The sequence below is a fragment of the Mesorhizobium sp. C277A genome (genome assembly GCF_040324395.1).
Classification (GTDB): Bacteria; Pseudomonadota; Alphaproteobacteria; order Rhizobiales; family Rhizobiaceae; genus Mesorhizobium.
The window spans coordinates 23,618-45,156 of sequence record NZ_JAMYVW010000006.1 but is presented as its reverse complement, the minus strand read 5'-3'; the positions used below and the strand labels follow the sequence as shown (position 1 = coordinate 45,156).

Annotated in this window: 20 protein-coding genes and 3 pseudogenes; 13 read left to right on the top strand and 10 right to left on the bottom strand. The window is 59.0% G+C overall.

Going from position 1 to position 21,539, the window contains the following annotated elements; all coding sequences use genetic code 11:
• The 7 genes and pseudogenes from NKK52_RS32165 to NKK52_RS32135 all read left to right on the top strand — a co-directional run.
• Positions 1-415 (top strand): annotated as a pseudogene (locus NKK52_RS32165) (ABC transporter permease); the annotation flags it as partial.
• Between the two features lie 64 nt (positions 416-479).
• A pseudogene (locus tag NKK52_RS32160) lies at positions 480-1,418 on the top strand (LysR family transcriptional regulator); the annotation flags it as partial.
• Between the two features lie 429 nt (positions 1,419-1,847).
• A pseudogene (locus NKK52_RS32155) lies at positions 1,848-3,563 on the top strand (type I secretion system permease/ATPase).
• A 511-nt stretch (positions 3,564-4,074) separates the two neighbouring features.
• A complete protein-coding gene (locus NKK52_RS32150; protein ID WP_352631011.1) occupies positions 4,075-4,593 on the top strand; it encodes a calcium-binding protein in 519 nt (172 codons plus the stop codon).
• The gene (locus tag NKK52_RS32145; protein WP_352631008.1) at positions 4,590-4,865 is read left to right on the top strand and encodes a hypothetical protein; all 276 of its coding nucleotides are present in this window, start codon (positions 4,590-4,592) and stop codon (positions 4,863-4,865) included. The genes NKK52_RS32150 and NKK52_RS32145 overlap by 4 nt, the downstream gene beginning before the upstream one ends.
• A 443-nt stretch (positions 4,866-5,308) precedes the next feature.
• The gene (locus NKK52_RS32140; protein WP_502903007.1) at positions 5,309-6,844 is read left to right on the top strand and encodes a type I secretion system permease/ATPase; all 1,536 of its coding nucleotides are present in this window, start codon (positions 5,309-5,311) and stop codon (positions 6,842-6,844) included.
• On the top strand, positions 6,831-8,144 hold the full coding sequence (locus NKK52_RS32135) for an HlyD family type I secretion periplasmic adaptor subunit (protein WP_031204569.1): 1,314 nt from the start codon (positions 6,831-6,833) through the stop codon (positions 8,142-8,144). Before NKK52_RS32140 ends, NKK52_RS32135 begins: the two co-directional genes overlap by 14 nt.
• 470 nt (positions 8,145-8,614) lie before the next feature.
• Here the strand turns inward: NKK52_RS32135 and NKK52_RS32130 are convergent, their stop codons facing one another.
• Genes NKK52_RS32130 through NKK52_RS32115 form a run of 4 tightly spaced genes read right to left on the bottom strand, consistent with a single transcriptional unit; the run spans position 8,615 to position 11,882 of the window.
• Positions 8,615-10,117, bottom strand: a complete 1,503-nt coding sequence (locus NKK52_RS32130) for a ThiF family adenylyltransferase (RefSeq protein ID WP_023686063.1) — start codon at positions 10,115-10,117, stop codon at positions 8,615-8,617.
• Positions 10,114-10,647, bottom strand: coding sequence for a Mov34/MPN/PAD-1 family protein (locus tag NKK52_RS32125; RefSeq protein WP_023686064.1), 534 nt, complete (start codon positions 10,645-10,647; stop codon positions 10,114-10,116). The genes NKK52_RS32130 and NKK52_RS32125 overlap by 4 nt, the downstream gene beginning before the upstream one ends.
• Positions 10,637-11,158, bottom strand: coding sequence for a hypothetical protein (locus NKK52_RS32120; protein WP_023686065.1), 522 nt, complete (start codon positions 11,156-11,158; stop codon positions 10,637-10,639). The genes NKK52_RS32125 and NKK52_RS32120 overlap by 11 nt, the downstream gene beginning before the upstream one ends.
• Position 11,159: 1 nt before the next feature.
• On the bottom strand, positions 11,160-11,882 hold the full coding sequence (locus NKK52_RS32115; protein WP_023686066.1) for a multiubiquitin domain-containing protein: 723 nt from the start codon (positions 11,880-11,882) through the stop codon (positions 11,160-11,162).
• Between the two features lie 135 nt (positions 11,883-12,017).
• Between NKK52_RS32115 and NKK52_RS32110 the strand changes: the two genes are divergently transcribed.
• The 5 genes from NKK52_RS32110 (at position 12,018) to NKK52_RS32090 (ending at position 16,220) form a co-directional block, all read left to right on the top strand.
• Positions 12,018-12,233 carry a ribbon-helix-helix protein, CopG family gene (locus NKK52_RS32110; RefSeq protein WP_023686067.1) on the top strand — a complete coding sequence of 72 codons (216 nt, stop codon included), beginning with the start codon at positions 12,018-12,020 and terminating at the stop codon, positions 12,231-12,233.
• Positions 12,234-12,237: 4 nt separating this feature from the next.
• Positions 12,238-12,867, top strand: a complete 630-nt coding sequence (locus tag NKK52_RS32105; RefSeq protein ID WP_023686068.1) for a hypothetical protein — start codon at positions 12,238-12,240, stop codon at positions 12,865-12,867.
• A 13-nt stretch (positions 12,868-12,880) separates the two neighbouring features.
• Positions 12,881-13,384, top strand: coding sequence for a helix-turn-helix domain-containing protein (locus tag NKK52_RS32100; RefSeq protein WP_023686069.1), 504 nt, complete (start codon positions 12,881-12,883; stop codon positions 13,382-13,384).
• Positions 13,385-13,388: 4 nt separating this feature from the next.
• Complete coding sequence (locus NKK52_RS32095; RefSeq protein WP_023686070.1) at positions 13,389-14,315, top strand: ImmA/IrrE family metallo-endopeptidase; 927 nt, start codon at positions 13,389-13,391, stop codon at positions 14,313-14,315.
• Positions 14,316-14,909: 594 nt separating this feature from the next.
• The gene (locus NKK52_RS32090; RefSeq protein ID WP_031204573.1) at positions 14,910-16,220 is read left to right on the top strand and encodes a tyrosine-type recombinase/integrase; all 1,311 of its coding nucleotides are present in this window, start codon (positions 14,910-14,912) and stop codon (positions 16,218-16,220) included.
• A 153-nt stretch (positions 16,221-16,373) separates the two neighbouring features.
• Here the strand turns inward: NKK52_RS32090 and NKK52_RS32085 are convergent, their stop codons facing one another.
• Together NKK52_RS32085 and NKK52_RS32080 are read right to left on the bottom strand one after the other, a co-directional pair.
• Positions 16,374-16,691, bottom strand: coding sequence for a hypothetical protein (locus NKK52_RS32085; protein WP_156939327.1), 318 nt, complete (start codon positions 16,689-16,691; stop codon positions 16,374-16,376).
• Positions 16,692-16,701: 10 nt separating this feature from the next.
• On the bottom strand, positions 16,702-17,136 hold the full coding sequence (locus NKK52_RS32080; RefSeq protein ID WP_023671095.1) for a hypothetical protein: 435 nt from the start codon (positions 17,134-17,136) through the stop codon (positions 16,702-16,704).
• Positions 17,137-17,812: 676 nt separating this feature from the next.
• Here NKK52_RS32080 and NKK52_RS32075 point away from each other — a divergent pair.
• On the top strand, positions 17,813-18,025 hold the full coding sequence (locus tag NKK52_RS32075; protein ID WP_084634073.1) for a DUF3892 domain-containing protein: 213 nt from the start codon (positions 17,813-17,815) through the stop codon (positions 18,023-18,025).
• 86 nt (positions 18,026-18,111) lie between these two features.
• Here NKK52_RS32075 and NKK52_RS32070 read toward each other — a convergent pair whose 3' ends face one another.
• From NKK52_RS32070 to NKK52_RS32055, 4 genes are read right to left on the bottom strand one after another with little or no spacing between them, the layout of a single operon-like run.
• Entirely contained in the window at positions 18,112-18,609 is a 498-nt protein-coding gene (locus tag NKK52_RS32070) for a Mov34/MPN/PAD-1 family protein (RefSeq protein WP_023685876.1), read from the bottom strand.
• Positions 18,602-19,891, bottom strand: a complete 1,290-nt coding sequence (locus tag NKK52_RS32065) for a ThiF family adenylyltransferase (protein WP_031204502.1) — start codon at positions 19,889-19,891, stop codon at positions 18,602-18,604. The genes NKK52_RS32070 and NKK52_RS32065 overlap by 8 nt, the downstream gene beginning before the upstream one ends.
• On the bottom strand, positions 19,888-20,403 hold the full coding sequence (locus tag NKK52_RS32060; RefSeq protein WP_023685874.1) for a hypothetical protein: 516 nt from the start codon (positions 20,401-20,403) through the stop codon (positions 19,888-19,890). The genes NKK52_RS32065 and NKK52_RS32060 overlap by 4 nt, the downstream gene beginning before the upstream one ends.
• Positions 20,400-21,539, bottom strand: a complete 1,140-nt coding sequence (locus tag NKK52_RS32055; RefSeq protein WP_031204500.1) for an SMODS domain-containing nucleotidyltransferase — start codon at positions 21,537-21,539, stop codon at positions 20,400-20,402. The genes NKK52_RS32060 and NKK52_RS32055 overlap by 4 nt, the downstream gene beginning before the upstream one ends.

Genomic DNA, 21,539 nt, shown 5'->3' with positions numbered 1-21,539 from the left:
CCTCATGGCGGGCACAGCAATCACTATTGTTGCCACCACGCTCGGCTACGCATCGTGGCCATCCATCCTCTGCTTGCTGCCAGTCATCGCTCTCAATGGCTCGCCTTCGCGAGTCTAGCGATGGTCGTCACGGCGCTTGCGCCCAGTTATGGAATATTTCATATTTTATAATACGCTTGTTATTACACCCATGCTGTTCCTTTGCGGCGCGATGTTTCCGGTCAACCAATTGCCCGGCGCTTTTCAGTATGCTGCCTCCTTATTACCGCTCGCACATGCAATCGACCTCATTCGTCCAGCGATGCTTGGCCGTCCGATTGACCAAAATGGGCCTGCATATCGGCGCGCTTTGCATATACACATTTTTGCCCTTCTTCTTTTCGATGCTCTTTTTCGTCGAAGGCTGATGCGTTGACGCTACTCACCATTCGAATTGAATGTTTGGTCGCAACCCATTCACACGCCGCCTAGATCAAGACATGCGTTTTAAGGGACTCGATCTGAATCTCCTCGTTGTGTTGGACGCTCTGGTCAGGGAACGTAAAGTCACCGCGGCGGCCCGCAGTATTAACCTGAGCCAGCCGGCAATGAGCGCCGCCGTTGCTCGGTTACGCGCCTATTTCAGCGATGAGCTATTTACGATGAGCGGCCGCGAGCTCATTTGACACCTCGCGCTGAGGGGCTCGCCCCAGCAGTCAGGGAGGCATTGCTGCACATCCAGCTATCGATTATTTCCTGGGACGCCTTCAACCCAGCCCAATCGGATCGTCGCTTCCGGATTATCCTTTCCGATTACATCCGCTCGTATTTTTTTAAGAAGATCGTAGAACGTGCTGCGCGGAAGCTCCCGCCGTCCGCTTTGAATGTCTCCCTATTTCCGACGACCCCGAGGAGCTTCTCCGGCGCGGCGACGTTGATTTTCTAATTATGCCGGAAGTATTCATGTCGAAACATCCTCGCGCAGCCCTGTCGAAGATATGCTCGTGTGCGTAGGCTGCGGCACGAACAAGCAGCTGTCAGAGCCACTTACATTGGAGCGATACTTATCGATGGGGCAGGTTGTGTTCAAATTCGGGGACACTCGGCAGCTCTCCATGGAGGAATGGTATTTGCTCGAGCACGGTTTCGAGAGACGCATCGAAGTTGTCGTACACGGCTTTAGCCTGATCCCGCCCGTTGTATCAGGCACCAGCCGCATCGGGACCATGCCCTTACGGCTGGCGCAGCATTTCGCAAAAACAACACCCCTGCGGATTGTCAAACTTCCGCCGCCACTTCCTCCCGCATTCACGGAGGCCGTTCAATGGCCTGCGCTCCACAATAGTGATCCGGCAAGCCTGTGGATGCGGGAAATGATGTTGCAGGAGGGATCTCGTATGATTCCTCTGCCTAAGAGCACCGGACGTCTGAGTTGTCCCCAAATTGAGAAACTGCCCCCCCTCGACTATGAGAGGAGGCATGGATGGCGATCCCCGCCGCCTGCGACCCCGCAACTGCTCAGCAGAAGGGCGAAGCGCACGAGAGTGCATCCATTTCGTAAATGTGTGCCTATCCAAGCAATCGATTTCTGCAACTGTCCGATGACGAATATGAACGCGCCTGAAGGTGTGGAGGCGGAAGCCTGTTCGGGCCCTTGCGGCCGACCACGATGAATCCCTTCCAAACTTTCAGCCGGACGGTGTTGTTGACCCGCTCCATTAAATGCCGGGACCAAACATATTCGGCGGGAGCACTGATCCTGAACCAGCGAGCGGATGCAGTCGGTTGCCGGTCGGGGAGCAATATAGGGAGCTGGGTCGCCAGCCTCCGGAGACTTACGTGACAACCATTCCTTAAAGGATTCAGCTTTGAGACCCTTCCCTCTGACTTCCGCGATTTGGGGCATTGTGTTGATCAGCGGCGTGGTCAACGTGCTTGCGCTCATCTCGCCGCTGTTCATGCTTCAGGTCTATGACCGCGTTCTGGCAAGTGGCAGCGTATCCACTCTAGTGGGGCTCGTCGTGCTTGCTGCGGGGCTTTATGCGTTCCAATGCCTGCTCGACATTTTGCGCGCCCGCGTGCTGCTGCGGATTGGCGAGCGTTTCGATGGACAGTTTTCCGGACGCGTTCACGATGCGATCGTTCGCCTTCCGCTTTCAACGCGCATGCCGGGCGACGGCTTGCAGCCGCTTCGCGATCTCGACAATGTTCGCGGCTTCTTAGGTGGAAACGGTCCGACAGCGTTCTTCGATCTGCCATGGATGCTGTTTTATCTTGGCATTTGCTTCCTCCTTCATTTCTGGATCGGCATGACGGCACTTATCGGGGCGGTCGGTCTCACATCTCTGACACTCCTTGCCAACACTCTCTCGCAAGGGCCGATAAGCGATACCGTTGCCCACAACATGGCACGCAATGGTCTGCTGCAAGCAGCGCGTTGCAATGCCGAGGTCGTGCAAGCTCTCGGTCTTGGAAAGCGGATCGCTGCCCCGATGGCAAAAGGCCAATGCCAAGTGTCTGGCCGCCAACCGGAAAGCTGGGGATGTGGCAGGTGGGCTGGGTGCCATTTCAAAGTCGCTGCGCGTGCTGCTGCAATCGGCCATTCTTGCCGTCGGTGCGTACCTTGTCGTCAGGGAAGAGGCTACGGCCGGGGTCATGATTGCCAGTTCGATCATGATGGGGCGTGCGCTGGCTCCGGTCGACCTCGCCATTTCAAGCTGGAAACCCTTCCTCATGGCGCGCCAGGGTTGGGCGCGGCTGGAGGACCTCTTGGAAAAGGTTCCTGAAACCGCTCCTGTTATGCTAATGCCTGCACCTGAACGCGAACTGCGCCTCGAAAGCGTGACAATCGTTCCGCCCGGTGAAAGCAAGCCGACCGTGACCGGCATTGCGTTTGCCATTCAGGCGGGAAGCGCACTCGGGGTCATCGGCCCGTCGGGCTCGGGCAAGTCGACACTCTCGCGCGCCATCGTCGGCGCATGGACGCCGGTCGCCGGGAAGGTTCGCATCGACAGCGCAAGCCTCGATCAATGGGACCGGGAAGCACTAGGCCGTCACATCGGCTATCTGCCACAAGGTGTTGAATTGTTCGATGGCACCATTGCCGAAAACATCGCTCGTTTTGAAGATGATCCTGACCCTGAGGCTATTGTCGCCGCGGCGAAAGCAGCGGGCACGCACGAACTCATCCTCCGATTTGAGCACGGATACGAAACTCCGATTGGTGAGGCCGGATCGGCACTTTCCGCCGGGCAGCGTCAGCTTATCGGTCTTGCCCGGGCCCTTTATCGAGACCCTTTCCTTGTCGTGCTGGATGAACCCAATGCCCATCTCGACGCGGAAGGCGAAGCTGCAGTCGTTAATGCGATCGCCTCCGTGCGCGAGCGCAAGGGCATTGCGGTTGTCGTCGCCCATCGGCCGAGCGCCATCCGCGCCGTCGATTTGGTGTGGTGATGGAAGGTGGACGGCAGCGATCATTCGGTGCGCGTTCCAAAGTCCTGAAGGCCATCGAGTCTACACAGGATCACGTGGCAGAGCGCGCTGACATGGAGGATCCCGGTGTCCGGCATTCATCAGAACAATGACGTTTCGAGTCCATTCGCCGGCACCTGGTGGCGGGCCTTCTGGCGAGCGTGATCCGGACACTTTGTCGTCGTTTCCTGGTGAGAAGATACAGCACCCGACTGGCGGGTGGTCGGAGAAATCCTGGTGAACCCGGCATTTCGTACTACCTGGTGCGCCTGTCAGTTCCGATCTCGGCTCGCGCGAACGCGCTCCCTAACGTTCCATTGCTCGCAATGGGCAGTGCCGGCGCGACTCGGCAACACAGCCCCATGCCCGTTCTTCCGAGGGCGGCCCAACCAGGACGACCGGTTGCCAAGTTTTCCTGGACCGTTCTTTGAGTGTGAATGTTCGGGCCGATTGCCTGGGGCGTGTCCCCGCCGCCTGCGAGCCCGCAACTGCTCAGCAGAAGGGCGAAGTGAACGAGAATGCATCCATTTCGTAAATGTATGCCTATCCAAGCAATCGATTTCTCCAATTGTCCGATGACGAATATGAACGACTCAGGCAGGGGCATCATTAGGAGTATTTTCAATGGCAAAGATTATCGAAGGTGGCCCGGGTTCCGAAACACTCCTCGGCACCGAGGGTGTTGACTGGATCGAGGGTTACCAGGGCGGTGACTGGCTTGACGGTCGTGGCGGCAACGACGAGATCTCGGGTGGCGCGGGCAGTGACCGAGCCATCGGCGGCAAGGGTAACGACCGCATCTTCGGCGGAGATGGCTGGGACGATCTCTCCGGCGACAACGGCCGCTTCAACGCGCGCGTCTCCGGTGAGGACAATGACAGGCTCAGCGGCGGACCCGGCCAGGATGTCCTCTACGTGGGTGACGGCCAGGACACGTTGACCGGGGGCAGCGACAGTGACACGTTCGTGTTCCAGTTCCACAATCCGGTGCCTGGGGTTGTCGGGTCGACGTCGGACATTACCACTATCACCGATTTCAACCCGGCGGAGGACAAGTTCGCCTTCGATGCGGTGGGCCTCTACAACGATGGTTTTGGCGCGAACTTCGTCAACAACGCCAGCATACAGTCCGGCTACCGGTGAGCAGCTTCTACAGCGGTGCGGCCTCGGGTGCGAACGGCGAACACGTCGTGGTGATCACTGGCGAATCTTTCAACTCTGCTAATGAGGCGGCGAGTGCGATCTCCGGCGAGCACGCCGGCGACATCATTGTCTACCAAAGCAGCTACACCGACAGACTCGCAACTCTGGCCTATGTCACCGCCGACGGCAGCGCGCACGAGTTCGCCCACCTGGGCGGTGTGGTCACCGTGGCAGACCTGGGCCTGACCGCGTCCGACTTCACCTTCGTTTGATCCAGAAAACCCATACGGAACCGCGCCCGCCCCGCCCCCCTGGGCGGGCGCTTTCCCGTTTCCGCTACTTGCCATGGGCCGGGGCGCCCGGGAGCAGTCAGCGTGTACAGTGACGAAGCCCTGCGCGTCGCGCTGGTCGTGCACCGAAATCCCACTGAAGGTGTGGAGGCGGAAGCCTGTTCGGGCCCTTGCGGCCGACCACGATGAATCCCTTCCAAACTTTCAGCCGGACGGTGTTGTTGACCCGCTCCATTAAATGCCGGGACCAAACATATTCGGCGGAGCACTGATCCTGAACCAGCGAGCGGATGCAGTCGGTTGCCGGTCGGGGAGCAATATAGGGAGCTGGGTCGCCAGCCTCCGGAGACTTACGTGACAACCATTCCTTAAAGGATTCAGCTTTGAGACCCTTCCCTCTGACTTCCGCGATTTGGGGCATTGTGTTGATCAGCGGCGTGGTCAACGTGCTTGCGCTCATCTCGCCGCTGTTCATGCTTCAGGTCTATGACCGCGTTCTGGCAAGTGGCAGCGTATCCACTCTAGTGGGGCTCGTCGTGCTTGCTGCGGGGCTTTATGCGTTCCAATGCCTGCTCGACATTTTGCGCGCCCGCGTGCTGCTGCGGATTGGCGAGCGTTTCGATGGACAGTTTTCCGGACGCGTTCACGATGCGATCGTTCGCCTTCCGCTTTCAACGCGCATGCCGGGCGACGGCTTGCAGCCGCTTCGCGATCTCGACAATGTTCGCGGCTTCTTAGGTGGAAACGGTCCGACAGCGTTCTTCGATCTGCCATGGATGCTGTTTTATCTTGGCATTTGCTTCCTCCTTCATTTCTGGATCGGCATGACGGCACTTATCGGGGCGGTCGGTCTCACATCTCTGACACTCCTTGCCAACACTCTCTCGCAAGGGCCGATAAGCGATACCGTTGCCCACAACATGGCACGCAATGGTCTGCTGCAAGCAGCGCGTTGCAATGCCGACTTGCGCCTGCAGGTGCAATCGGCCATTCTTACCGTAGGTGCGTACCTTGTCGTCAGGCAGGAGGCTACGGCCGGGGTCATGATTGTCAGTTCGATCATGATGGGGCGTGCGCTGGCTCCGGTCGATCTGGCCATTTCAAGCTGGAAACCCTTCCTCATTGCGCGCCAGAGTTGGGCGCGGCTGGAGGACCTCTTGGAAAAGGTTCCTGAAACCGCTCCTGTTGTGCCTATGCCTGCACCTGAACGCGAACTGCGCCTGGAAAGCGTGACAATCGTTCCGCCCGGTGAAAGCAAGCTGACCGTGACCGGCCTTGCGTTTGCCATTCAGGCGGGAAGCGCACTTGGGGTCATCGGCGCATCGGGTTCGGGCAAGTCGACACTCTCGCGCGCCATCGTCGGCGCATGGACGCCGGTCGCCGGGAAGGTTCGCATCGACAGCGCAAGCCTCGATCAATGGGACCGGGAAGCACTAGGCCGTCATATCGGCTATCTGCCACAAGGTGTTGAACTGTTCGACGGCACCATTGCCGAAAACATCGCTCGTTTTGAAGATGATCCTGACCCTGAGGCTATTGTCGCCGCGGCGAAAGCAGCGGGCACCCACGAACTCATCCTCCGATTTGAGCACGGATACGAAACTCCGGTCGGTGAGGTCGGATCGGCACTTTCCGCCGGGCAGCGTCAGCTTATCGGTCTTGCCCGTGCCCTTTATCGAGACCCTTTCCTTGTTGTGCTGGATGAACCCAATACCCATCTCGATGCGGAAGGCGAAGCTGCAGTCGCTAAGGCGATCGCCTCCGTGCGCGAGCGCAAAGGCATTGCGGTTGTCGTCTGCCATCAGCCGAGCGTCATCAGCGCCGTCGATTTGGTGTTGGTGATGGAAGGTGGACGGCAGCGAGCATTCGGTGCGCGTTCCAAAGTCCTGAAGGCCATCGAGTCTACACAGGATCACGTGGCAGAGCGCGCTGACATGGAGGATACCGGTGTCCGGCATTGATCAGAACAATGACGTTTCAAGCTCCATTCGCCGCCACCTGGTGGCGGGCCTTCTGGCGAGCGTGATCTTTGTGGGAGGAGCCGGAGCCTGGGCGACCTTCACGAATCTCTCCGGTGCGGTTGTAGCGTCCGGACACTTTGTCGTCGTTTCCTATGTCAAGAAGGTGCAGCACCCGACTGGCGGGGTGGTCGGAGAAATCCTGGTGCGCGAAGGGGATAAAGTAAAAGCCGGCGACATCCTCATGCGGCTCGATGCTACCCAGACGCGCGCTAATCTCGCCATAGTCACCAAGCGGCTCGATGAGCTGGCCGCCTACCTGGCACGACTCGATGCTGAGCGTGACGATCTCGCGGAAATCGCCTTCCCGGACTGGCTACTCGCCCGAAGAGATGTTCCAGACGTAGCTTCGGCAATAGATAGCGAGACGCTGCTGTTCGAATTCCGCAGGCAATCCCGCGACGGGAAGCAGGCGCAATTGGCGGAACGCATTACTCAATATCACCACGAGATCGAAGGACTCAAGGCGCAGGAAATTGCCTGTGAAAAAATGATCGAGGTTCTCCAAAAGGAAATTGCTGTTCTAAGTGGGTTGCGCAAGCAAGGCATTGTCTCGGACCAACGGTTGAACAGCCTGAAGGTCCAGGTTGCCACTTTCGGTGGCGAGCGCGGTGAGAAGATCGCAGATCAGGCACAGACGGCAGCCCGCATAGCCGAAACGCGCCTGCAGATCCCGCAGATCGATCAGGATTTCAAGTCGGAAGTCGGCCAGGAGCTCAGAGAGGTTCAGGCGCAGGTCGGGGAGTATGTTGAGCGCAAGGTGGCGGTTGAGCAGGAACTGCGGCGGATCGATATCGTCGCGCCGCAGTCAGGCGCCATTCAACAACTCGCAATTCATACGGTCGGCGGAGTGATTACGCCCGCCGATCCGATCATGCTAATCGTGCCGGAAGGCGACGATCTTGCGCTTGAAGTACGAATCACCCCGAAGGACATCGACCAAATCCAGCTTGGCCACAAGGCCGTGCTGCGGATGTCAGCCTTCAATCTGAGAACCACGCCGATATTGAACGGATATGTCAGCCGGATCGCAGCCGATCTGGCGACGGATGAAAAAAACGGCATTTCGTACTACCTGGTGCGCCTGTCGGTTCCGCAGGCGGAACTGACGAAGCTCAAGGGCCTGACGCTCGTGCCCGGTATGCCGGCCGAAGCGATGGTCGAGACGGGCGAGCGTACGGCGCTTTCCTATATCGTGAAGCCGCTGTCGGACCAAATCAGTCGGACATTCCGGGAGGAATGAACCCAGAGAAATGAGTCTTGGCCATGGTGGCGTTCCTTCGCGGGAATCAGGTGAAGTGAACAATGACCAGCCTGCTATGACCGCCCCCTCTCAGCGAATTTGCAGAACTCTCAGCACACTACCGGGACGGCCTTGTCCGGCGAGGTCATACTGCGAATGTCCCATATCGTTTCTCCTCAGGCCGCTATTGGCCAGAGCACAAACGTTCAGGAGGGGGCCGGGAGCCGACCGTCTACTTTTGGCAACCCTTGCCTTAGAAGCCGCCGAAAAATGGATAGCGTTGAACAAGTGCAGCGCCCTCTGTGTCGCTTCACCTTGCGGCACCAAAGGTCCAGAAGGTCAGTTGTCTGTTCAGCGATGAGGGTACCGACGCGACTCTGGGGTGGCGTGCCTGCCCGGGTGGTGGCGTATCAGGGCCCAAATGTTTCGGTAGTGTCCAAGGGGACCGAGTTATCGACCGCGGCCAAGTACTAGCCGAGTTTCGCCGGAGAACCGGCCTCACGGACAACACAGCAATGCGCGCAACCGCTCCGTCGCGCAGTCACCGTTTTAGCCATCGACAAGTTCTTGAACTGGAGAATTGTCTTGGGTTGCAAGTTCACATCTGAAGACAATCCCGATGTGACACGAAATAGGCTGGCTGCGGCCATCGTGGCGGCCGCCATGGACACGAACGAAGCCGAAAACTCCGGAGGCATCCGGTCTACGAAGCTCTTGACATCGCTTTCTCCCAACTGTCCGCATCTGGGCTCGGCAGAAGCGAGATAGGACAAGGCTGCATCAAGGTTTTCGACCTGTCCGGCCAATTCCTTCCGTCGTTCTTCCGGCGACATTGCCCGTAGGGCCGCTTCCCGGGCAGCGGCCTTGGCCCTTCCGTCGTCGGGCACGTTCCAACAGCCCAGGCATTCGGCTTGTTCGACGAGGCCGTATATCACCGCTTGAGCCCTTAAGCCGTCTGTACTTCCGCCCACGACGACGCGGGGGCACAGACCCTGGATGTCCTGACGGGACGTATTGATGTCCACGGCCGATACCACGAGTTCGTACGAGTCCCGCGCTTCCGCCAGATCGAGCTTCGGATGCAGGCCTGACCGGCTCGAGAGGATGTAATCCCGAAGCGTTCCGGAATGTTCGAAGCCCCCCAGTCCGCTGAAGGTCCTGTATCGCTCCACGGCCTCGACCTTAGGTCGGTCGAGATCGTCGAGGCCGGCCAAAAAGCACCGGTTAAGATTGGTGCCCTCGAGGTCGTGGCGGTCATGATCGATGGTAACGAGGAATGAGCTTGCCAATTCGCTGGCGCCCAACACCTGGATGATCCCCTGACCGACGGCGCCTGCCCCGACGACATACAAAGGGGGCAAGCGCGTGTCCGATACGGCTGGACCGTCTTCCAATACTTCCCAGCGGCCGGATTCCCCCGACCACAGGGAATACGCGTCATCCCGGGCGAAGCGTCCTTTCTTCAAGCCTTTGGCGTGCTTGAAGACCTCGCCTGCTGCCAAGGCCGCTGCCAGGTATGGGCCGAGGCAATCGCGCCGGCCGAAAGAACCACCGAATGCTCGCGGAGCGGAGCCGATCCAGGCTTTCCACCCCTCTCCCCAAACATAGATGCTCGCGCCTCCACGCATCTGACCGGTCATATCTATGGTCAAGTCCTCCACGCCATCGGGTGGAAGCACCGGTATCCGCCCGCCGTTGGCCCAGGACGCGAGGTTCTCGACGGCCTGGAAGGCATTTGCCGGACCGGCCCCGTTCGGCGTGACGACCGTCATCTCGCCTTTTACCGCGACCCGGATCGAACCGACCAAGCCATGCAGCCTAGCCAGTAGATTGACGAGACAGACCAGAAGGTGTTGGCGATTGACTGCCCCTGATACGTCGCCGGCACGAATGAGGATCGTTTTAGGCGACGCGACGTCCCCCAAACCATCCAACGGTCGGGAATGACGATCCCCCAATGCCAAGCCACTCATCGGAAATCCCTTCTGTCCACTGCCGGTGCGGCGATCACCTCAAGGCGGCCATGGACCTGCCCTGGGGATAGCATGTGCCAATAATCGTTCTGCCACTCGTGCACGCCGACGCCTTGCGGCCAGGGCGCGGCCGGGACGCCGTATATCGGGAATACGATCGAAAGAATCCGGCGGCTCGAAATCATGCGGTCATCATATCGCGAGTGTTCCGTGCCCATTCCGGGATGGCTGTGAATCTGAGCCAAGGGCTTCCACCCTTCGGGCAGATCGCGCACCATTTCGCTGATCGCATCCGGCTCCACATGATAGTTTCCGGGCATAGATCGCTGCGTGGGCGCCCGGACCGATCGCACAAGGGCGGTATCGCCGTCCCGCTCGCCGTACCAGAAAACACACGATTCCCGGCGGCCTTCGCGCTGAAGCAGTTCGCGTGTCGCCGAAATCGCAGTCGGAGGTAAGCGAAGGACGGATCCGATCGGCACATAGGGCCCGGGTGCCGGGTCGCGCCACAATAGGTATTCATCCTGCATGACGACCGAATCTTCCCGAATAGTGGTTGCGGAAAGCACGTTCGATCGCCACCAACGTATGATTAAAGGTATCGCCCGTGCGCCAGAGGGTGGTGTCTTCGCCGCCGTGATTGACGTCGTAGTATTCGAACACAGCGGAACAGCACACGAGCTGGATCTTTTGCCCGCTGGGGTTCTGGTAAGCCGGATGGACGTGGACCTCCGGCGAGGTCAGTTGGGGCAGATGGTGCTGTTCGGCTAGGCCGGCGTAGTCAAGGGTCGCCGGATTGACGAACCTGGCGCTGGGCGGCCAGTCCGAACCGGCAAGAAAATCGAGCCGGAGAAGATACTCTTCGGTATTTCCGCCGAAAGTGCCGCGCATGGGGACAAGCAGCGTCCGGTCCGATGGCCGGCTCCAGCCGAGCTCTTCTATCGTCTGGCCCCTGAAGGACAGCACCCGCGGCAAGTGCTGGCCTAGCACTTGCGTGCCTGCCTGCAGGTCGATGGTGGGCCGGACGCCATGCGATGCCATTTCAGGCCCCCCCGGTCCTGGCCGCGATCTCGAACTTCTTGTCGCACAAACCTTCCTGCTGGGCCGTCTCGAGAGGAAGGCCGAGGTGGTCCATCAGGCTCACTGTCCCGACGTCCGTCTCGGCCTGGAACACGTCACGCTCGTTGCGCATGACGTCGAGCTCCTCGTAGGCCCGGTCCCAGATCGACTGCAGAGTAGTACCGGACTCGACCTTGAAGCGCACCGTTTCCAGTTCACCCAGGTGCTTGACGCGCACGGTCTGCTTCTTTGGCCCCGCAAGCTTGCCCGCCTTGAAGCTTTCGACGCCATCTTCATCCAGGTCGATGACGTCGTCCTCATCGAGGGGAAAGTCGGGCTCGTCCGTCTTTTCCAGATAGATGCTCTTGTCGGCAGCCACGCCCTTCAGCTTGCGCAAGGTTCCGGCCGTGATGAAGCGCGCGGGCCAATCCAGGGGGCCGCCGGCGAAGGCAAGCCGGTAGGATCGGTCGCTCAGGGCGACGATAAACCGCTGTCCGTCGGACAAGGGCACGGATTCGCGGCTGCGGACGTCCTCAAGTTCGCCGTTGTCCCGCATCTGCAGGACATAGCTGTAATCGTCGGACGAAAACCCCGCGGCGAGGGCGATCTGGTCGCCTGAGGGGGTCTGGTCATTTACGGGAACCGCGCGGAACACTAGGTCGGTGCCGGCGATATGGATGCTGCGAATGGGATCGCTGTCGTTCATTTGGTTTCTCCTGCGTCTCGATATCACATCAAATAGTAGCTATTTCTTAGCTAGTCAATACGTGACCTGTAGCTATTAATTGTTGACTAGCCTCGTGGATAATGATATGAACGCGCGGCCGTCAAGGAGGACCCTATGGTTGAAAAACGTACGATGACGCTGAATTTGAGTTCGCAGGAGATGGATCTAGTCGATCGCCTCGCCGATGAAAAAGGTTTGTCCAAGACCGCCCTAGTCCGACAGGCCCTCAGGCTCTACCAATCCATCACGGACAGAATAGAACGCGGCGAGAAGGTATTCTTCGAACACCCTTCCACCAAGGAAAAAGCCGAGCTCATGATGCTGAGCTGAAGCCATGTCGGGTAGCCTCATCGGTACCTACGACCTGTTAGACCGTCGGACCGGCAAGTTCACGGAATCCCATCTCCTCAGCCCCGCGGATGCCGGCAATGTCGCCGATATAGACGGCTCGTGGCGCCCGCTCATGGAAGCCAGGATTGCGGAACTGAAAGCCGCCGGCCAATACAACCTGCAATTCCTCGCCGATAACGACATCCAGGACGCTCATTGGCGATGGTCCGAGAAAGTCGACATGGCGTCAAACCGGCTTGACCGGCAGTCGTTCGCGATCGTGGCGGAAGGTGCCACACAGGGCCTGATGCTCGTGACGACTGCAGGTTTTGCCAAAGAACCCTCGCAACGCGGCAAGCCGCTGGTCACGGTGGACCTGCTGGCTACCGCGCCTTGGAACAGACCGCGTTTCGATGCGTCCCCTCGTTTCAAGGGCGTGGGGCGCATCATGATGGTTGCCGCGATCAGCTTGAGTGTTCAAGAGGAATTCAGGGGACGGGTAGGCCTGCACGCCTTGCCACAGGCCGAAGCTTGGTATCGAGATGTGGTTGGAATGACCGACCTGGAAATCGACGACACGCGCATGCGCTACTTTGAGATGACCGAAGCACAAGCGCGCGCCTTCCTCACTTAAACAGAAGGAGCAGATGATGGAGATGCTTATCTCACGCGACTGGCTCCGGCGAAAGATCGAGTCCGATCCGGATACGGACCATGACGCGGGATGGCCGTTGGAAGCCATCGACAATATAGGGATGTTCCTGCCGTCCGAACTTGTGTCGGACGCGGGCAACGTGGTCGAAATGAAGCACGCCTTCGGGGTCTTCATACGCCAGTTGAGACGACGCGACCAATTGTCGGTTGAAACCTTGGGCGCAAAGGCGCGGGTGGAGGCCGCCGAGATCAGGTTGATCGAACGGGACCCCAACTACAAACCCAGGCCGAGGACCGTTCACCAGTTGGCCGAGTTTTTTAGGATGCCGCCACGAGCGCTGATGAAGCTCTCTGGCGCTACGGTTACTAGAGACGAGGTCCTGCAGGAAGAGGCCCAGAAGTTCGCGGCTAAGTCCGATGATTTGTCCAAGCTCAGTAAGCACGAGCAACAGGTCTTGGACAGTTTCGTCAAGTTTCTGGTGCTGGGGCAGAAATGAACCGATGATGGAGGGGACGGTCGGAGCATATGAGGCGGACGACATCCGAGGACTCGTTGACAGGATTCTCCGCGAACTCGGCAATCCCGAACCGCCCCTCCGTCTCCCGGAGGTCCGGCAGTTGCTCGCGCTAGACCTCAAGTACTATAGCTTGTCCAATCCGACGCTCCTGCAGGAAGTCGCGCATAGGATGAAGGTGGCGGGCAAGCAGGTTATCGCCCGTCCGACCATTCTGATCGACGTGATCAAGAAGGCCAACCTCTCCGCCTTATGGATACCCGACGGCAATCGCATCCTGATCGACCAACAGGTTCCCGACGCGAAGAAACGATGGATCGAGGCCCATGAGGTTGGGCATAGTTTCATTCCCTGGCACAAGGATTTCCTGTTCGGCGACGATCAGTACACGCTCGATCCGAACTGCCACGCCAATGTGGAGGCGGAGGCTAATTTCGCCGCCGCACGCTTGCTGTTCCTTCAGGACCGTTTCGCGTGCGAGGCTCGCGACGTCGAGATTACCTTCAAGTCCATCCAGAATCTGGCCAAGCGCTACGGCAATACGATAACCACCACGTTATGGCGCACGGTCGAGGAGCGGGATGGCGAAACGCCGGCATTCGGGATGGTCAGCGCCCATCCGCACCACGACGATATCGGCCGCGACCCCGGCGGCAAGGACGTGCGATACTTCATCCGCTCACCCGCGTTCAGGACGCGGTTTCCGGGGATCACTCAGGAATTCTGTTGGAACTTTCTCAGGGCCAGTGCCGGCCGGGCTAGGAGAGGTCCGATTTTCGACGGAACCGTCGTGTTGACGGACGCGAACGGAGTCCGACACGAGTTCGCGATCGAATGCTTCTGCAACCACCACGCGATCCTGACCTATGCCGTACACGGGCGCCCGGCTCCGTTGATAATACCGGTTAAGTGATACCGCTGCGGCGCTAATAAGCTCGCCCGGCTACGTCCGCTGGTCAGGGAACGGAAGCTTCCAGGCTTAAGCTGCGTGAACGAACGGCCGATACCAGGGCGCATTAGGGCCGCAGGCGGCCATCGTTTTCATTGAGTCGTCTTGGCCAGCCGTGGTCTTCACTTGACCCCCCCGCATGATGATAGATAACCAAGAAGGATCTAGACCGAACCGGAAAAGACAAGGTGCAGGTGCGAGGCATTGAGATAAATATCAGGAACCGAACCAATCCACAGAAATATTTTGTTGGTATTTCTGTTGGTAGCAGATGCGGCCAACCTTCGCATAAGTCTCTGAAACGAAAACGGGATTTTCTCCACTTGGATTCCGCCTCTGGGCACCATCCCCCCTTCTCCCGGCACTCCCTTTCACCGAACCTTCTACGCTGCAGCTTCTGCAATCGCTTGGAATTGTTGGTCTTTTGCGGTCGCATTGCGCGGTTAAGCGGGACACGGAGGGCTTCAGGAGCATTTGGTCCAACGAGGCGGGGGGATGGTATTTCCGTTGGTATTCGACATCCTGATGGTATCGAAACAGCCAAGGGAGACCTGACGAATGCCCCTCTCCGACGTGAAATGTCGAAATGCCCGCCCTGCTTCCAAGCTTGTGAAATTATCTGATGGGGGCGGGCTGCAGCTATGGGTACAGCCCACGGGCTCTCGCCTCTGGCGGCTCGCCTACCGCTTTGACGGCAAGCAGAAACTGCTCGCGCTGGGCAGCTATCCCCTTATCTCTCTCGCCGAGGCACGGGAGGCGCGCGATGACGCTAAAAGGCTTCTGCTAGCTGGCGTCGACCCTGGAAAGGAACGCAGCTTGCGGAAGGCCGATTCGGCAAAGGACACCTTTCGCTCAATCGCGGACGAATATGTTGACAAACTAAAGAAGGAGGGACGTGCTGACCGGACGATCAGCAAGGTCAAATGGCTGCTCGACTTTGCCTATCCGATAATTGGCGACAAGTGCATTCGGGAGATCGACCCGGCCACCATCCTTACCGCCCTCCGCCGCGTGGAGGTTCGCGGTCGATACGAGTCGGCCAGGCGACTGCGCTCCACGATCGGCAGCGTGTTTCGATACGCAATCGCGACCGCACGCGCCGAGACAGATCCGACCTTCGCCCTCAGAGGCGCACTCATCAGTCCGACGGTAACGTCTCGCGCCGCGATTACCGATCCGAAGGCCTTGGGCGGTTTGCTGAGGGCGATCGATGCATTTGACGGACAGCCTACAACCCGGGCCGGTCTGATGCTGATAGCGCTGCTGTTTCCCCGCCCCGGGGAGCTTCGCGTCGCTGAATGGGAAGAGTTCGATTTTGAAAGCTCGGTGTGGACCATCCCTGAAGCACGCATGAAAATGCGACGGCCGCACCGCATACCCCTATCAAAGCAGGCGATCAGCGTCCTGACTTCACTCAGGGAAATTTCTGGTGGTGGATCGCTGCTGTTTCCTAGTGTTCGATCGGCTTCACGTCCGATTTCCGACAATACGCTAAACGCCGCACTGCGTCGTATGGGTTACGGCAAGGAAGAAGCTACCGCGCACGGCTTTCGAGCAACGGCATCAACTTTGCTGAACGAATGCGGCGAGTGGCATCCGGACGCGATAGAGCGGCAGCTGGCCCACATTGAGAACAACGACGTTCGGCGCGCCTATGCCCGGGCAGAGCACTGGGAGGAGCGCATCAACATGATGCAGTGGTGGGCCGATTATCTGGATGAACTTAAGAGCAAAAACCCGCGGGTGAACTCAACCGAGGGACGCCGCAAGCCTGCTGTCCATACGATAACGCGACCATCCACTTTGAACCCAACAGCGGCCGTTCATCAAAGGCCGATACAAATCTCCAACCGCCGGAAATCATACTGACCGTCGAAAAACGCCGAAACTCGTCGCCAAGTCGTAGGCCCGGAGGGGGCAACTTTCTTTCCAGGACACTATTAAGGTTACCGGATGATGACGGTTGGTTTGGGGCCGAAAGCGCAAGGTCCGTTTTCGGGATTCCTGGGTCAAATTAACCCCTCAGGCCTCGAGCTTTTCGCCGTCAAAACGGCTGTTGAGGGATTGGCAGGCTATACCGCTGACGAAGCGCACATGTGACGCACCGAGGATAAGTAACCCCGCTTGGTCACGCGGGCGCTGCCGACCGGTTGGTCGAAACTGGCGCTGGTACTCGCTATTCACGAAATTGCCGATCACCCTGACGAGGTCCACTAAGCAATGGTGAACGTCATTTCTGAAGTCGCAAGCAACTCGGCCGCCCTGCTCCATTGAGGTCAGCCATGCCTTCGCGGAGCCGGCGCAATCTCTGCTGGAGCCTGCATGCTTCTTCAGGCGCAAGCGCTGTGTCTCAGTGCGGCATGAATCCTTTTCTCAGCCAAGCCAATATCTTGCTCCCATTGAGGACCCTGCGGACACGCCCGGCGGCCCAGCCAGCCTGCATGGTGGCGCCGGTGTGGCAACTGCAGACGATCTCATGCAACTGCCAATCGGAGAGTTCGAAGAAGCGTCTGGCTTCCCCGTAGGTATCCGATTGCATGCCCGATGCACGCAGCAGTGGATCGTCAAAGGCGACACTGATCGCCGATCCGACCGCGCGCGCTTCTCCGCGGACAGAGGGATGCAGATGCTCAGTCCCGGTGAGAGCCACAAGGGAGCGCGTCGGATTTCGATAGAGCAGTTCCGCCCACCGCTCTATCCGTTGCGTCCTTGTAGCCAGCAGAGCCGGCGATAGTGGACTGATGTCCGCGACTGACTGGAGTTGATCGAGTGTCTGGTGCTTCATGACTGCCTCCTGTTGGTCGTTCCAATCCCTAGGCCTTTGCTGCAGGATTGGCTCACACGCTAAGCCGCCTCGTAAAGGAGCGGCGGCCGATCAGGTGTTGCCACCAATCGCCCACAGGCACCGCGCGGCGGCATCTGCAGCGACACCAACTGCATTCCTTCGCCAATGTTCCAGCGGGATGAAAAACTGTGCGGCCGGCCGACCCGACGGTCCCGGCTGGCGCACGCAGGATCCTGGAGTGCTGGACGATGATGACGCAGGCCCGGAAAGGCGGCTAGGTTGGACCTTGCTTTTCAGGCTTGACCATGATGTTTCACTACCCGCTCGGTCATCGCGGGAAGGCCAGGAGCAGAGCCGCTGGCAACGGTGAGTTGCGGACGAGGTCGGGCCGTGGAGGACGACGCCCTTGGGCCGCCAGGTCACTGAAGGACCAACCGAAGCGGCGCTTCGGGCGTAAAAGCGACGTCCTTGTAGGTCTGCAATGTCTGCTTATGGAGGAACGGCGGGCAAGGTCTCTTTGACCGGCATGAGGCGCATTTCTGACCGGCAGTTTTGGGGCCGAAAGCGGAAGGTCTGCAATTCGCCCGGGTGAGTGGTATACAGACATGAGCGTTCAACGGCTCGAATTTCCTGTCTGGGAGCCTCTGATGCAGCAGGTGACATTTGGAGACGAGACATGACCAAGATCAAAGGCAAGAATGATGGCCCCGGGGGCCGGAACGAACATTACGACATCGGCAATCGAAAAGATGTTCCTCGAAGAAGCGTCGTGGCCGAGATTAAGCGTGGCGAACACCAAGGCGCACACGTCGTGAAAATTAACGGCCGGGAATATGCGCGGGACAATCCTGATCATTCGAAGAAGGATAATGTTAATCGAGCAGAGTGATCACATTTCGCCTCTGCATTTGGGCGATGCAACCGTAAGCAGTGATAGTCTCCGATCAGGCGGCGGTGGCCGGCAAAGTTCCTGTGCTAGCTCGGTGTACCATATCGCAGCCGGTGCGGTGAGCCCGATACAAAAACAGTAAATGAGATCGAGAAGCTGTCGGGCGGCCTGCCGCCTACGACGAGGAGTACCGGCGCCTCGCAGCGATACAACGGGTCGCCAGCGATTTTCCGCATCGCGGCAATGTCGGAGCCACTGGGTTCGGCGCTGCCCCCAGGATGCGAGTGCCACTCACCGACGTAATACTGGCCCTGCCCCCATCGATCGCGAAGTAAAGCATCGAGGCCCTTCCGGCCCCGTTTGAACCAGGCCCGGCCGAAACGGGAATCCTCGGGCATTGCCATGACTTCAGTAATTCGAACAGAGCGCCCCCCGTCAAAGTATTCCCCAACAAGAATGCCGCCGGTTTCAACACTGCCGGCCCGACCGGCCAACCTCGTAACCTCAGACAGCAGAGGCAGCTCAAACACAGCGGACACGTCAGGAGCGATCGAGCTGTATTTGACCTTAGGAAACTCAGACATTGGTGGCAACCAGTTCGATCTGGCCGTCTTCGTGTTGACGATAGTAGCTCAACGTCCGGCTCGGACTCTCAATTGCTTTCCGGATAAATCGCGTGCCAAACGCGGCCCATAATCTCATGTCCTCGGCAGTGGCGGGAAAGATCGGGTGCCAACAGCCGATCCCTTCCATCGTCGACTCCGAGCGCGCTGGGCTTGGCGTCTCCATGCTCGCCATGCGTTCCACAGCGTCAAAGTAGGGAAAGCTTACTTCGGATGCAGTATAGGCCAGTAGTCCCTCGGCCCTCCACGTTATAGCCAAGCTGACAAAGATCTTCTCCGTACCCCAGTCGAAATCGGCCATTCGACGCAGTACATCATCCGCTCCGGTGCAGTCCACCACCACGTCGGCGGCTCGCAGAGTGGCGATCACAGACTCATCGCTGGGGGGAAAGTTCGTTGCATGCCCAACAGTACGACCATCAATCATCGACGAATTTAACGCGTCCGCCAGTGCGACAGCCTTGTTCCGGCCCACGGCCTCAAGCCCAAGTGCATGCCGGGTCAGGTTCCCGACCTCAAGCCTCTCCCCATCCAGGATGACCAAATCGCGGTTGCCCATCCGGAGCAAGTTTTCCGCGACCGCACCCCCAAGTGCTCCCGCCCCCAAAAGCGCGATCCTGGACGAACCAAGCTTTTCCGATGAGGGGCCACGCCTGCGGAGTTGATCGGACGTCCAGTTCATGGTCCTCATCCAATCGAGCCGGCCGTGGGATTGGGCCACCGCCCTGTCCAGCATACGACGATTGGCTTCGATCGGACGGAAGCCATTCATTTTAGAATGGCGGTGTTGAAGAGGCACGGAGCCGATAGCCATCCAATGCAATCGCGATGGCCCATCCCCAACCCGTTCTTCGACGGGAAACCCCAACAGCAAAGTTGCGCTTTCATTCTTGTGGGTACGTTTGCGAAGCTGGACCCCGGCGAAGTGCAAGATCTCGCCCAGGTCAAACCCCTGTTCAGCAATCAGTGCGTTCAATTCGCTCCAGGTTGTCGGCAAGCCCCACGGTCTGACGACAGGTATCTTGTCGAGTCTCAACCATACGCCCATCTGAACCGATGCAGCCTGCCCGGCCCAGGCTCCCCAGGAAATAGTCTTCACAATCGTGCCGCCGCTATCCGAGAAAGTAACCGTCACCCTGTTGGCACGCGCATGGGGGATATCAATGAAGGAGACGCTTCCCCAGCGTTGCTCCATCTCCATCCAAGACTTGAAACCGGAAATCGCCTCGTCAAAGCCAATCACTGGATGCGAGAGGTTCTTGGCGACGGCGGGACTTCGAACGGATCCCCGACCTGCTTCAACTGGCCGGTCGCAGCGGCATCAATCCACATCAGCAACCGACTGAGATGCCAAATCACCTTCTCAACAATGTCCGAGGGTTCGCCCGTCCACCTGTCTCTGCCAAAGGTGGCTTCCGGCCGGTCAAGACAAAGTTTACCAGTGCGCCATGGGTCGCGGCCCGCCGGCTTGCCATTGTATAGCTGATGCGGAAATGTGACCGTGGGGCCACTCGATGCGCAAGGATAAATCTCGACGCGATTATCCCCGGGCACGAATGACACCACCACGCGCCATCCGGTGCGGGTTGCCATGAATTCTGTCGCCGGCTCGGACAATGTCGCATCAATGGCTAACCACCATCGGCCTGGCGCGACACTGCTCCAGTTGTTCCTGACCATGACGCGCTCCTCGTCCTCAAGCAGCGAGAGCACCTCCTGCAGTGCTGGCGGCACCGAGGGCGAGTTCAAGATCAAGCAAATCGCTGCGTTGTCTGCGGCTGGGCAGGCTTGGTCGGGGTATTGAAAACCGATGGCGCCCGGTCGCCGCCGCGGGGGCCAGGCAATGGAAACTTCGTGCCGAGCAGTGAGCGCCACAGCTCGGCCGATTCCTGGGCATCGTTACTGTCCAGTGCTGCGCGAGCGCGGGACGCCGCCTCGCTGGCAGCCTTATGGAAGGCCCGGAAATCTTCCAGCGGCAAGCGCTTCAGCACGTCGTGCTCAGGAACACCATGATCCGGCAGAACCGGTACTTGGCCGATCTGAGCCGCGTATTCCCAAGTATCGCGAATGCTCTCGAGGACCTGTACGACACCCATCGCCATCGACGTGGTGCCGTCATTGATGACGTGACCGATCATGTGTTCAAGCGGGTAGCCTTTGGGATACTTCGGAAACTCTTCGGTCCCCTCCTGCTTCATCCACTTCAAGGACCGCACGATTTTGACGTAATGGCCATTGCAGACACGGTTCTTGGCCGCCGTCCACTGGATCTGGGCCAGCGGATGGGTCCGGCCCCACTCTCCCACGTCGCGATCGGGCAGATACAGCGGATGCGGTCGCCACTCGCTTGGCGCCAGATCGTTGAGCACTGACGCAGCTTCACCCAATTCCGAGGGGCGCCATTGCCGGTTGAGACGCCATGACGGATCTTCTTCGACGCTGAGGTTAGTCAATACGGAATTGGACCGGTAGAGACTTTCCATCACTGCCCGGGATTCTGGATCCTTCGGCAAGGCGGTGATGACCAGATCCAGGTCCACATAGGACAGCTCGATGCCAAAAGAACGCCCCTGCCAGCGCCACTTACCCTCATAGTGGCGATCAAGGAAGGGCACGAACTTCTTCATGGCCTGCTCAGGCGTCGTGTTCTCGTAGTCAATATTGGTCACGACGACGATATCAACGTCCGGCCGCTTGTCACCGCTAGGCCGTATGGCCGTCGAACGACGGACGCTACCTTGCAGAAAAGTAGCCACGACCAGCCCTTTGAGATCTTGGTCCGCGTCCAACCGCGCCCGCAGGGTCGAGGCCCCGCCCTTCCAGTCTTCCTTCTGCCTGTCGGTCGGTCGGATCGACGCAAGAAACTCATTGAATTGAGGCTTCAGTTCCAT